General features: G+C 70.5%; 5 protein-coding genes. All 5 read right to left on the bottom strand.

From position 1 onward, the window contains the following. Positions 1–119 precede the first annotated feature (119 nt). Entirely contained in the window at positions 120–6,944 is a 6,825-nt protein-coding gene (locus tag N8A90_RS20265) for a hypothetical protein (RefSeq protein WP_262076837.1), read from the bottom strand. A 179-nt stretch (positions 6,945–7,123) separates the two neighbouring features. Next, the gene (locus tag N8A90_RS20260; protein ID WP_262076836.1) at positions 7,124–10,027 is read right to left on the bottom strand and encodes a beta strand repeat-containing protein; all 2,904 of its coding nucleotides are present in this window, start codon (positions 10,025–10,027) and stop codon (positions 7,124–7,126) included. 134 nt (positions 10,028–10,161) lie between these two features. After that, on the bottom strand, positions 10,162–10,812 hold the full coding sequence (locus N8A90_RS20255) for a hypothetical protein (protein WP_262076835.1): 651 nt from the start codon (positions 10,810–10,812) through the stop codon (positions 10,162–10,164). A 400-nt stretch (positions 10,813–11,212) separates the two neighbouring features. Continuing rightward, complete coding sequence (locus tag N8A90_RS20250) at positions 11,213–12,109, bottom strand: LysR family transcriptional regulator (protein ID WP_262076834.1); 897 nt, start codon at positions 12,107–12,109, stop codon at positions 11,213–11,215. 307 nt (positions 12,110–12,416) lie between these two features. Then, positions 12,417–13,874: a DegQ family serine endoprotease gene (locus N8A90_RS20245; RefSeq protein ID WP_262076832.1), complete on the bottom strand. Its 1,458-nt coding sequence runs from the start codon at positions 13,872–13,874 to the stop codon at positions 12,417–12,419. Between the last annotated feature and the right edge of the window lie 68 nt (positions 13,875–13,942).

The following is a 13,942-nucleotide window of genomic DNA, read 5'->3' as shown; positions in this document are numbered from 1 at the left end:
GTTGCAGCGCGCCGCCCTTGCCGTACAGCAGGCCGGCCTGCAGGCCGACGTCCCAGTCGCGGTTCAGGTCCTGCGTGTAGCGGGCCTGCAGCAGATGCGCCCAGTAGCGGCTGGCGAGTTCACCGTCGTCGGCGCGCGAGACCTTGGCGGCGTAGCGCGCGGTGACGACGCGGCCGCGTTCCGGGTTGACGTTGAGATGGGCCGAGACGATGTCGGCGCTGGTGCTGCCGGGCAGCGACGCATTGCCGTAGTCCGCGCCGAACACGCTGCCGCCCGACAGCGCCCCCGCCGTGCTGCCGGCGCCGACCACGCGCTCCGACCGGTGCTCGTAGCGGGCCAGCGCATTCCAGCGGTCGGTGTCGACCGGCCGGTAGGCCACGCCGAGCTGGTGGCGCTGCAGATGCCGTTCGTTGCCGGCGTTGCTGCCCTGCCCTTCGCTGTCGCTCACCACGCTGCGCAGCAGCAGGCTCCACGACGGGTCGAGCTTGTAGCCGAAGCCGGCACTGAAGAGCCGCGTGTCGGCGTCGTCGCCCTTGCGGCCTTCGACGATGCCGCTGGCCTTGACCCGATCTGTCAGGTATTCGACGCCGCCGGTGATGGGCGGTGGACTGGCCCAGGCCATCGGCGTAGCCGTTGCCGCTGTTGGCGCTGTTGTCGTAGCCGCCCATCTGGCGCGTGTGCTCCAGCCCGCCGGTGAGGCGCAGCCGGTCGCTGAGCTTGACCGTGTTGCGCACGCCGGTGGCGGCCTGCGCAGCGCGCCCGTCGAGGGTGTCGGCCAGCCGGTACTCGTTGTACACGCGACCGCCCTCCATGTAGTTGCTCTCGATGCCCAGCACGCCGACGTTGTTCGACTGCGCGGCGTCGAGCACCTGCAACCCGGAGACCAATTCGTAGCGCCCGTAGACGCGCGTCTTGTCGGTGACCGCGACGTTGCCGCCGATGGCCAGCGCGTGGCGGTCGGACGCGCGCACGTCCTGCTCGCCTTCGACGAAGACCTGCGCCTGCGGCAGGCCGGGCATCGGGGCCGACAGGCGCGCACGCACCGTCGTCAGGCTCTCGCTGTCGGCGTTGGCCGTGGCGGCGGCCCCCAGCGCGGTGACGTTGCTGGCGTTCACGCTGCTGCCGAGCTGGCCGTTGTAGGTCGAGATCTGGCCGTAGTCGAAGCCCGAACTGGTGCCCATGCCCGTGCTGCTCTGGCCGTGGCGCACGCCGACCTCCGCCGCCAGCCCATCGCCCAGCTTCTTCTGCAGGCTCAGGGTGGCGCTCTTGCGGTCGCCGTCGAGCAGCGCGTCCTGGCTGTAGAGCAGGTCGCCGCGCACGGCGGTGCTCGGGTCGACCCTGTATTCGGCACGGGTGGCAGCCTCGGTGCGGCCGGCCGAGAAGCTGGCGCCGGGGTTGTCGAAGCCCTCGCTGGTCTTGCTGGCGAGCGCCACCACGGCGAGCTGCTCGGTCTGGTGGCGCAGCTCGGCCCGCGCACCGTGGCCGCCGCCCTTCTCGTCGGACTCGGTGCGCACGACTTCGGCGGCCACCGTGGTGTTGTCGCCGAGGCGCGCCACGGCGGTGAGCGCGCCGAGCTTGCGGCGGTTCTCGGGGTTCTCGTCGGTGCTGGCGACCACACCGAGCTGCAGCCGCTCGCCGACCTTGACCTGCACGTCGGTGCCGGCCACGGTGAACTTCGGCCCGCCGCTGTCGACCTCGTAGGTGACGCGGATCGACTGCGGATTCAGGTTGGCGTCGACCGACGCGATGGCGTGCGTGAAAAGCACCCGGCGCGTCAGCGGCTCGATCGTGTAGTCGACGTAGCGCGCGACCGCCGTGCGTTGCAGCACGAGGTTCGGCTGGCCGCGGTCGCGCACCACGATCTCGACCTGCTCGCTGTTCTCGACGAACTCGCCGCCACCGGCGCTCAGGTAGTACGGGCCCGAGGTGCCGACCGCGCGGAACTCCTCGACCTGCTGCGTTTGCGCGGTGCGCGAGGCATACGTGGTGGTGCGAACGCTGGCGTCTTCATAGACATGCTTCAAGCCGGTGAGCGCACGGTTGCTCTGGCTCAGGTTGCGCACCTCGGTGCTGCTGCTGGTCGTGAAGTCGCCGTACAGCAGGTAGGAGCGGTTCTTGTCGATGCGCACGTACAGCTTCTGCGTGCTCTGCGCGTCGAAGCCCTTGACCGACGAGTCGCCATAGACGGGATAGAACTCGTCGGGCCGGATGTCGCGGAACAACCGGTCGTCGCGCGCCTTGTCGGAGTCGTAAGCCGCCGTCAGCAGGTACTCGCCCTTGACGGTGCCCTTCAGGAAGAAGGCGGCACGGCCGGCGGCGCGGTGCTTGTCGTGGCTGTCAGTGAGGCCCGTCAGCTCGCTCTCGAAGGCGGCTCCGGCAGGCGCGGCGCCGAGCGGCACACCACCCCGCTTGGTGAAGTCGAGCACGCCTTCGACGATGCCGACGGCCAGCATCGGGCGCATCTCGGGCAGCAGCGCGAGGCGCACCTCCTTCACGAAGGTGCCGGCGCTCACGCGGATGCGCACGTCGCCCGGCTCGCCCGGCGGCAGCAGGCGGAATTCGGTCGCCCCGCCGTCCATGAAGACCTGCGTGCCGGGCTCGGCCGGGTTCAGGTCCTCGTCGAGCCAGCGGCCGCGGTCGGCCTCGAGCGTGAGCTGCGTGCGCGCCGTGACCGGCACGCCGGCCGCATCGGCCAGCCGCACCTTGACGACGACCGGCGTGCGCAGGTCGGCGCGCGCCACCTCGGGCAGCGCGATGTCGATGGCGCCGAGCTTGTCGGGCGCGACGACGCTGATCTGCTGCGCGCTGCCGCGGACGTTGCCGAAGTCGTCGACCGCTTCGAGCGTCAGGCGGTTGCGGCCGGGCTGCAGCGCCACGCCGATGTACTCCCACGCCCCGATGGCCTTCGACGGCAGTTGCGTCTTCTTGCCGACGCGGCGTTCGTCCAGCGCCTGGCCGTCGACCGACAGCCGCAGCGCCACGCCCGCCGCGCCCTTGACCCGCACGTTGATCGATGGGGCGGGCACGGTGTCGCCGTCCTTCAGGTCGATGAAGCCGAGCGTGTTGTCGCCCAGCTGCGGCAGCAGCGCCTCGAGCTCGATCGGGCTGGGCGCGGCCTGCGGCAGCAGCGGCGCACTGCGCGGCGCAAGCGTGGACTGCGCGGTGGCCGGCAGACCGTTGAGCGCGGCGAACAGGCTGCCTGCCGGCGTGCCGGGTGTGCCGGGCTGCGCAGCGGCGCTGCCCAGCGTGCCGCTCAGGCCGCCGGTCGCGGCACCGACGAAGCTGCTGGCGTTGGCCGCCGCCAGGGGCATGGCGATCAGCGGTGCCGAGGTGGTGGTCGTGCTGCCCATGCTGCCCATGCTCCCGCCAGCGAGCGCCTGGCCGCTGGCCGGCTGGGCCACCGAACGGTTCACGGCCACGAGGGTGTTCTCCGGGTCCAGGCGCAGCCGCACCTGGGCTTCGGCTTCGGTGTCGGGCAGCGCCGCGATGGCCGCGCGCCGCGCCGCCACGTCGGCGGCCACGGTGGGGTCGTCGCAGTTCGTGACGATGAAATTGGCCTTGTGGAACTCGCCCTTCTTGAGGTCGACGAAGCGGCTCTCGGGGCTGCCCGAATTGCGGTTGTCGAGCACCTCCACCCGCGCACCGGCCGGCAGCGTGGTGGGGTCGACGCGCATCACATGCGTGACCGGCTTCAGGCCATAGAGGCTCCACTTGCCTTCGATGTCGGTGATGGCGTGGGTGCCGTCCTCCATGTAAAGGCGCACGCCCGGAATGCCGATCTCGTCGATGCCTTCCTGCCGACCGTCGCGCCGGCAATCCATGAAGACCTTGCCGAACAGGAAGGCCTCGTCGGAGAACACCCCGCCGCTCACGCGCACCGTCCAGTTCGCCAGGTTGGACCGCACCGAGCCCGCGCTCGCACGCGCCCGGTTCACGGCGTCGCCGCTGGTGGGCGCGCCGACGCCGATGCGCACGCGGTAGCGCACCATGGCCGACTGATCGACGCCAAGCGTGAGCGTCGGGTAGCTGAAGACCAGCGCCGGCCCGGCGCCACCGACCGGGTTGCCGGTGGCCGCGCCGTCGAGCCGCGCGCTGTTCGCCACATACGCGAAACCGGGCGGCAGGTGGTCGTCGAAGGTGACACCGGTGATCGGCACACCGGTCTTGTTGGTCACCGTGAGCGCGTAGTCGACGAAGTCGCCGAACTCCGCCTGCCGCTTGCTGCCGTCCTTGCGCAGCACCAGGCCGAGGATGTTGCCCGGGTCGAGCGGGATGTGGTTGTGCGTCACGTCGCAGGCGGCGCCCGCAGCGTCGAAGCCCGCGTTGACGCGGACGTAGTGCGTCGTCGGATCGGCACCCTGCGGCGGCGCGGCGTTGGGCGCGATGGGGCTGCAGGCCGCGAAGGTGCCGGGCGTCACCGGAATGAGCTGCGACGGGAACACATAGCCGGCGCCTGCGGGCGGCACCACGCCCAGCGTGTAGGTGCACAGGCCCGTGACCGGCGGCGACTGCAGGAAGAACTGGTAGCTGCCGTCCGCGCCCGTGGTCATCGAGATGCTGCCGTCGGCATTGACCGTGTAGGCCCCCGACGAAGCGCCGAAGATGTCGGCCGCCGTCAGCGGCGTGACCGCCCCTGCGCTGCAGGCCGTGCGCGTGAAGGTGACCACGGCGCCGGCCACCGGCGCGCGCGTGACCGCGTTGTAGACCGTGCCCTGCGGGTCGGCCAGCAGCGACTGCACGCTGTGGGCGCTGGCGGCGACCAGCATCGCCGGCGTGAGGTTGATGGTGTTCTGCTCGAAGGCCGCCGCCCAGGCCTTGTTCGTCACGGCCAGGCGGGTGCCGACGGCGGCCGGCTTCTCGGTGATGCGCACGCTGAAGCGGATCTCCTCGCTCTGGCCGGGCGAGAGCGCACGGCTGCCGTCGGTCAGACTGAGCACGACTTCGGTCGGCAGGTCGAAGGCGTCGGCGCTCGCCAGTGCGCCGCGGTTGCAGGCGGCCCGCCCGGTGAAGCTGCCGGCCGGCGTGAGCAGGCCGCTGCGCACCGTCGGTGCGGCCGAGAGTTCCCACGACGCGACCTGGCCGTCGGCCTTGTCCATGTCGAAGGTGCAGTTGAGGTTGTCGATCACGCGCACGTTTGGCGCCGCGGCCGCGCCGGTGTTGGTCACCAGCAGCCGGTAGTCGATCTCGTAGACGCCCTGCCCCACCCGCCGCGGCAGCGAGGCGTTCTTGACCAGCGAGAGGGCCGGCAGTTGCAACGACACCGGCGTGGGCGCCGCGTTGTTGTTCGGGTTGCCGTCGCCGTCCGGGTCGGGATCGGCGCCGTCGACCGACTCGTCGAAGGCCACGGCCGCGCCGTCCGGCGTGAGCGCGCCCTGCGCACGCACGCTGTTGTAGAGCGTGCCGGTGCGGCCCGTGAGATGGACCCGCACGTCGAACTGCACGGTGAAGCGCGCGCCCACCGGCAGCACCGCACCGGGCGCGAGCAGGTTCGGCGCCGAGGCCGTGCCGGTGAACGCGCCGTTGACCACGGCGACGGTGCCGCTCGCGCCGTTGCCCTGGTCGCTCGCGATGCGCAGCGAACCGGCGACCACCGTGTACTGGTTGGCGCCCGGCACCGCGGCCGCGGTGTAGCTGCCGAACTGCGTCGCGCCCGCGCCTTCGAGCAGGTCGGCCGCCTGCACGCCGTAGAGCCACACCGCGCCGTAGTTGCGCACGTTCACGCTGAAGCGCACCGTGGCCGTACCGTCGAGCTGGCCGTCGGCACCGCGGTTGAGCTTGGGCGCCGACGCCGACTTGGCCACGCCGAGGCGGCTCTGGCTGGTGCTGATGAGCACGGTGTTCGATTGCGACACCGCCGACCCCGTGCCGTCGCCGTAGTAGCTCTGCGCGGTGTTGCGGATGTCGCCGCTCTGGTCGGCCCGGACCTGCACCGCGAACTGCATCGCGATCGAGGCGTTGCGCACTACGGCCGTCGGCACGCCGATGGCCACCTCGACGGCCGCTGCATCGTCGGTGGTGCGGTAGCTGAAAGGCGCATCGCCCGGCAGTCGGAACAGGCGCACCGCCCCGGCCGCCGTGCTCTGCAGCGTGCCCACCAGGTACTGCGTGCCGGCCGGCACCGCGTCGCGCACCAGCACCAGGGCGGTCGGCACACCGTTCACCAGCACCGGCGTGCCCGCCGGCGCAGCCGTGTTGCCGGGCACCGCGTCGCGCGCGCCGATGTTGGTGCCGGTCACGGCGAAGTCGATGCGCGTCTGGCCCGGCACGACATGGCCGGGGTAGCTCGCCGACTTGACGAGGGCGATGACGGCCGCATCGCCGACGGTGACGACATCGCGGTTGCTCGCCTGGCGGTTCTGCAGCGCCGTGGTGGCACCGAGCACGACGCAGGCGCTGCCGGCGGCCGTCGCGGGGATGGTGCCCTGCACCAGCAGCGACGCGGTCTCGCCCGGCTGCAGCGCCAACGCATCCGCCACCCCCAGCGGCAGCACCGGATCGGCGGCATCGACCACGCCGTTGTTGTTGAGGTCGCGCACCAGCCGCAGCGCCGACAGGTCGAGCGTGTCGGCCGCGCAGCCGCTGCCGTTGTTGGCGAAGGCGAAGCTGTAGCGCGACGGCACGTTGCCGGTGTTGGTCAGCAGGTGGTTCAGCGTGACGACGGTGGCCGGCGGGCGGTTCACGGACTGGTCCTGCGTGAGCACCAGCGCCTCGACCGGCAACACGTTGGCGACGACGCCGTTGGAGCTCGCCGTCTCGGTCTGCGCGAAGCCGGCGGGCACATAGGTGGCCTTCGCCACGTTGCGGATCACGGTGCCGCCCGGGGCCGGCGCGGCCGCGGCCGGGGCCATGCCGAACAGCGCCGCCAGGCCGAGCGCCAGCACGGCGCCGAGGCGCAGCGGCAGCGGGCGCGCGCACGGGCTCGTGGAGTCTGAGTGAGATTGCACGCCGAGAAACCTTCCGTCGGCCCTCCCCCCGGAGCGCCGTGAACACAGGGACTTTTTTCCGCTGGCGCCGGGCGGTGACACGACCCGGCGCCAATGGAAAAAAGCGAAGCGCGCACCGGGGCGCGGCGCTTCGCGCAAAGCCGGCGGACCCCGAGGTCCGCCGGCGACTCAATCGCTCGTCAGTTGTTGATCCGCACGGCGAAGGTCAGCGTGGCGCTGCCGCTCGGTGACACGGTGTTGCCCGTGCTGCCGCAGCTCACGGCGGTGGCGCTCTGGGCGTAGACCGGAGCGGTGCCGGTGATGCCCGTGGCCACGCACTGGTTGGCCGGCTGCGTGGCACCGGTCAGGCTGGTGTACGCGGGCACCGCATCGTTGATGGCGATGTTGGTGACCGGCGAGCTGCCTTCGTTGGTGGCCTTGACCTGGTAGACGATGCACTCGCCCGGCTTGAGCGACAGCGGCGTGGCCGCGAACGCGCCGTCGGCCGTGCCGTCGCAGGCGATGTCGGCGGCCTGCGTCTTGACGACGCGGATCTGGCCGGTGATCACGGTGCTCAGGTCGGTCGCGGTCGGCGCGCCGCAGTTGGGCGCCGGATCGGTGAAGGTGGCCGTGACGGTCGTCAGGTCGGTCGCGCCGGCGCTGGCGCCGCCCGGCGCGAACACGCGCACCAGCAGCTTCTGCGTGCCGCCCACCGCCAGCGGGCCGGCCAGCGGGCCGGTCACCAGCGTGTCGCCCGCATCGATCTGGCCGTCGCCGTTGACGTCGAGGTAGATCGAGGTGGTCCAGCCCAGCGTGGCATCGGCGGCCGGCACCGTGGCCGTCAGCGTGTACGCGCCGCAGCTCTGGTTGCCGGTGTTGGTCAGCGTGTGGGCGTAGACCACGGTACCGCCGGGGGCCACCTGGCCGGCGTTGTTGGGCGTCAGGGTGGCGCTCAGCGTCGCAGCGGCGACCACGGTCACGGCGTCGAGCTTGGTGTCGGTCACCAGAACACCGGTCGAGGCGACCGCGGTCGACTGCACCTGGAAGTAGATCTTCTGGGCGGTCACCGGCGTCTGCGTCGCAGGCGGCGTGACGCAGGCGTCGACCTGCTGCTGCGCACCGGCGGCCACGCTCACGCTGGTGAGCGCCGCGCCTGTGCAGGTGCCGCCGGCGGCCACGAACTTCACGGTCCAGCCGGCCGGCAGCGTGCCCGGGAAGCTGGTCGACTGGCTGGCCGCGAGGCTGTACGCGTTGGCGGCCGTGTCGTTGTTCTTCACGAACAGCGTGAAGATCGTGCCGGTGCCGGCCGCGGTCGTGTTGGTGGTGGTCGGCTGCGGGCTCGGGCCGGGGCCCAGGTCGCCGCCGGCGACGGCGCCCGAGCCGGTGCCGGCCGCGCTGTTGGTCAGGTCGACCAGCGAGCCGATGACGACGGTGACGATGTCGCGCGTGGTGTCGAGCAGGGTCGTGTCCCCGGCGGAGCGGCCGGTGACGACCGCATCGAACGGCCCCGTGCCCACCACCGCGCTCGCCGGCACGTTGGCCTGCACCACGATGTTGACGCTGCCTGCCGCCGCGATCGGGCCGGTGTCGGGGACGCCGTCGCCGGTGGTGTCGAGCAGCGGCGTGACGCCGTCGGCCGCGAAGAACAGGAAGGTCGTTCCGGCCGGGAAGCTGCCGTTGGCGATCGTCAGGTTGACGGTGTCGGTCGCGTTGCCGGTGTTGAACACCGTCTGCCCGAACTTCACGCTGCCGCCCGCGACCACCGACGGCTGCGTCGTCAGGTCGGCGGCGGTGCCGTTGGGCGTGCCGGGCACGGTGTCGATGGCGGTGGCGGCCGTCGACGGGTTGGTCCCCACCGCGATGCCGTAGCTGGCCGTGACCGTGTAGGCCGCCGGGTTGGTGCTCGAGCCCACGGTGCCGATCGCCGTCGAGGTGGCCGCCGGCGAATCCGTCGGGTTGTACTTGCCGGTGTTGGTCGTGGTCGACGTGCCGATCGCCGCGGTGTTGTTGACCAACACCACGAAGCTGATCGTCTGCGTCACGTTCTGGCCCAGCGAGGCGACCACCGCGTTCAGCGTGTTGCCGCTGGCCGCGAAGTCGATGCCGGCCGGATCGCCGCCGGCGCCGTCACCCAGCGCCACGCCCGGCGCGCTGCTCCACACCGCGGAACCCGCGACGTAGGTGAAGCCGGCGGGCAGGGTGTCCGACAGCGCGAACCTGCCCGCACCACCGCCGGTGTTGTTGAAGGTCAGCGTGTAGACCGTGTACTGGCAGGTCGCGCTGGACGCGAGGCCGACCGACCAGGTCGTCGTGCACGCCCCGGAGGACGAACGCGGGCCGCCGGTGGTGGCCGTCGGCCAAGCCGCGCCGCCGGGCCCGGCGACGGCCGGGACGCCGATGCTCTTGGTGGCGTTGAAGGCGGCGACCGTGGTCAGATTGACCTGGTCCTTGTCCGCGGCGACGAGATTCGCCGGTGCGTACAGGGCCGGTGTGCCGGCCGTGGCGGTCACGGTCGCGAGCGCATACGGCGTCGTCGGCGCGGTGGCCGTGCGGGGGATCGAATACGCGACGACGAACTGGAAGGTGCCGTTGTTGCCGGCCACCGTCTGGGCCGGCACGTCGCACGAGGCCCCGGGCACGACCGAGCACAGCGGCGTGGTGCCGTCGGGCATGCCGTCGCCATTGGCATCGGCGTAGACCTCGATCTTCGAGAAGCGTGTGGTGGCGTCTTCCGCGACCGCGAGTGTGAAGGTGTCCGAGCCGTTGCCGGTGTTGGTCAACACGTGTGGCGCATAGACGATGGAGCCGGCCGCGCCGATCTTCGTGTTCACCACCGTGGTCGTGACCGTGCCGAACGCATCGAGCGTGAAGGAGCCGACCTGCTGCACCGTGGTCTGCACCAGGTTCGAGGTGGCGAGCTGCGTGTTGCCGCTGGCGTCCGAATAGGAGGCCGAGGCCTGATTCCCGATGATGGTGTTGGCGGGCGGCGCGGCCGCGAAGACGGACGGGCTTCCGAACAGGAAGCCCAGCGTCAACGCGGCGGCGCCGGCCCATGAAGCACGCGGCCTGACGCCGGTGCGCTGGGTTGGCAGGGTGGGACTCACTTGGTTTTCTCCTCGGTTGTCAAAAGAAAGGGAACATGAAAAACCCGGCCGACGCGCTCCCTGTCGGGAAGGCATGGGCCGGGTCGCGTGTCATCGGTCGCATGAAGAAGAGGAAGAGCCAAGCGAGGCCGGGGTCAGCGCAGCGCGCCCGGGGCGGAAGGTCCGCCGACCGAGGGCGGTGCCTGCGGCGTGGCGCTCACGGGCCTGGGCGCCGGTGGCACCACGACTTCGACCTTGGCGCGCGCGCTGACGGTGGCCGCGCCGCCCGCCGGCAAGAGGCCCAGCGTCCAGCGCAGGGCGCGGTACTCGCCGTAGGGCACGGGTTCGGCCTTGCCGTCCCGGGCCTTGCGCATCAACGGCTCGGCGGCGAATGCGCCGTCCTTCGCCGCCGCCTTCACCCCGGCCGCGCCGGGTTGGGCACTGCGCGGCAGGTACTCGAGCCCCTCCGGAATCGGCAGGTCGGCCACCAGGCCCGACACCGGCTTGCCGGTCTTGTTGGTGTAGGTGACCGTGTACTCGAGCACATCGCCGGGCAAGACCGACGTGGCGTCGAGCCACTGCTCCTTGCCGTCGGCGGCCCTCACCACCTTGTGCTGCTGGAGCTCGACCGTGACGGCGGACGGTGCCGCTGCGGCCGGTTTGGCGCCGGCCACGGCAGGCTGCGCCATCGCCGGGAAAGCGCAGGCCGCCACCAGCAGGAGGCCGACGCCACGGCGCACGGCGCGGTGCCAGGGCGCTGGGGCACGGCTGAAAAGGGAAGCTTGAGTCGATGTTGTCGTTGGCATTGGATGCTCCAGGTTCAAAAGACACGTGGCGGCTCGGGCCACCGCTCGCTCGCAGACGCGCGCGCCCCCACGGGCTGCAGCGCGGCAGCAGCTCTAAAAAAGAATGGAATCCCTCGAATACTTCTGTTTTTATTCAGCCGTCAATTCCTGGCCTCTTGCGGGCCTGTGAAATTGACTCGACCCGCCCCCTGCGTCGGTGTCGAAAGAAATTCTTGTTTTTGAATGTGAAGAAATGTACTCAGGCCAGCCGGGTACAACTGCGGAAATAATTCACACTTTTCTGCCGAGACCGGCAGTTCCATTTCCGACAACCGCATCGGCGGATTTGCAGCCCCAGCGAATCAACACGCAGGAATCAATTGATTGATAATTAGGTGCGAGGCGGGTCGTCCGGCAATCGTCAGGAGGGATGGCCGATGCCCAGCGGCGCCTGCGTGCGCGTGGCCGCCAACAGGTGCTCGACGAAGGCCTTGATCTTTCGGGAATTGCGCCGACCCGGGAGATACACCAGATGAAGCTCTTCACCGGCAAGGGGAACGGCAGGCAGCACGGCCGTCAGGTCGCCGCGCTCGAGGGCCGGCTCGGCCAGGGCGCACGGCAACAGGGCGATGCCTTGCCCGGCGCACGCCAGCTCCAGCAGCAACTCCGGATCGTTGGAATGCACGGCCGTCGCAGCGGCAACGTGGCGCGGATGGTTCGCCGTGGGCACGGTCATCTCGCCCACCCGGCGCTGCGCCCCGCCGCAAAGAAAGGCGTGCCCCGCCAGGTCGGACAGGGTGGTGATGGCAGCGCCGCGGGCCAGGTACGACGCGGAGGCGCACAGCAGCATCGGCACCGTGGCGAGCCGCCGTGCCACCAGTTCCTCGCAGCCCTCGCGGCCCAGGCGCAACATCACGTCCGCCTCGTCCCGGAACAGGTCGACGTGGCCGCTGCCGACCTCGATCGACAGCTGAAGCTGTGGATGCACGGCCATGAAGGCCGGCAGATGCGCCGCCAGGAATTGCCGCCCCGCGTAGGCCGGCGCGGCAATGCGAAGGCGGCCGGTCAGGGCCCGCCCGTCCGCATAGAGATTCGACAGGGCCCGGTCGACCGCACGGAGCATGTCGACCGCCGTCTCGAAGAACTGACGGCCCTCTTCCGTCAACGCAAAGCGGGCCGAGCCCCGGTGAAGCAGAACATGGCCGACGCTGGCCTCCAGGCGCTGCAATTGCCGCGAGGCCGAGGCCTTCGGTATATCCAGCACGTCGGCGGCGAGCGTCAATCCGCCCAATTCGACGGCCTTGATGAACAGGCGCACGTCGGCGAGTGAAAAGTCTTTCATGGATCTTCTTATTCACTGTCACGGAGCCCCTGCGGCACGCCCCCTCCCAGGGCCGCGTCACACCCCTGTGCCGCGCCTGATTCGGCGGCGACGTTGGGCTCACGATTATTTCATTCTCCGCACATTTGTCACGCGATGCCCCACCCGAAAAGTGACATTGACAAATTTCAGGGAAATAGTCTGCTGTTTCGTGTCATGGTTAACGCATGGCGCGCCCATGAAAAAACCCGCCTTTCTGAAAGAAAGGCGGGTTCTGCCGGCGCCGGCGATTCGGCAGCGCAGCTCAGCCGATGCGCACCGGCACGAAGATCCGGTCGCCGCCGCGCTGGATCAGCAGCGCCACCGATTTGCCGGCCTTGGCCGCCACCTCACGCACCTGCTCGACGCTCTGCGCCGGCGTGCCGTTGATGGCCAGCAGCACGTCGCCCGGCTGCACACCGGCCATGGCCGACGGGCCGCCGGCGTCTTCGATCAGCAAGCCGCTGTCGACTTCCGCTTCGCGCTTCTCCTGCGGTTGCAGCGGGCGCAAGGCGAGGCCCAGCTTGCCCTTGCCGACGGCGTCGTCATTCTTGGCGACGACGCTGCTCTTGTCCGACGCATCGCCGAGCTTGGCGGTGAGCTGCTCGCGCGCGCCCTGGCGCCATACGTCCAGCGTGACCTGGCTGCCCGGCTTGCGCTGGCCGATGACGGCCGGCAGGTCCCCCGAAGACACGATGGGCTGGCCGTCCACCGCGCGGATCACATCGCCCGAGCGCAGGCCCGCCTTCTCGCCGGGGCTGCCCTTCTCGACGTTCGACACCAGCGCGCCTTCGGGCTTGTCGAGCTTGAAGGAGTCGGCGAAGGCCTGGTTCACCTCCTGCACTGCGACACCCAGGCGTGCATGGCTGGCCTTGCCGGTGGCGACGATCTGGTCCTTGATCTGCACGGCCACGTCGATCGGGATCGCGAAAGACACGCCCTGGTAGCCGCCGCTGCGCGTGTAGATCTGCGAGTTGATGCCGACCACCTCGCCGCGCGTGTTGAGCAGCGGGCCGCCCGAGTTGCCGGGGTTGATCGCCACGTCGGTCTGGATGAAGGGCACGTAGCTGTCGTCGGGCAGCGAGCGGCCCTTGGCGCTCACCACGCCGGCCGTCACGGTGTTCTCGAAGCCGAAGGGCGAGCCGATGGCGAGCACCCATTCGCCGACCTTCAGGTCCTTGGTGCTGCCCAGGGACACGGTCGGCAGGTCCTTCGCGTCGATCTTGAGCACCGCGATGTCGGTCTTCTCGTCGGAGCCCAGCACCTTGGCGCGGAACTCGCGGCGGTCGGTCAGCTTGACGGTGACTTCCTTCGCGTCCTTCACGACGTGGGCGTTGGTGAGGATGGTGCCGTCGGCGCTCACGATGAAGCCCGAGCCCTGGCCGCGCGTGGGCACTTCACGCTGCGGGCCGCGCGGGCCGATCTGCCCGCCGAAGCGGCGGAAGAATTCGGCCATCGGGTCGTCCGGGTCCATGCCGGCGGCGCCGTCGAAGGAGGTCTTGGTCGTGCCGGTGACGCTGATGTTCACCACCGCCGGGCCGTCGCGCGAAGTGATGGTCGAGAAGTCGGGCATCGTCACCAGCGGCGCGGCAGCGGCCGTCGCGACCGGGGCCGGCGCCACGGCGCGCGCGCTGGTGTAGGCGCCTGCGCCCACCGCGCCGATCACGCCGGCGGACGCCAGCGCCAGCACGAGGCCTTTGGTCGAAGTCAGTCGGGTGTTCATGGAGATTCCTTTCGAGGGTGTGGGATGAAACACGATGGAAAGGAATGTGCGCGCCCAGACTTAGGCCG

It is taken from the genome of Variovorax sp. N23 (genome assembly GCF_025486315.1).
Lineage (GTDB): Bacteria > Pseudomonadota > Gammaproteobacteria > Burkholderiales > Burkholderiaceae_C > Variovorax.
The sequence above is the reverse complement of the archived record's forward strand: the minus strand, read 5'-3'. Positions and strand labels throughout refer to the sequence as shown.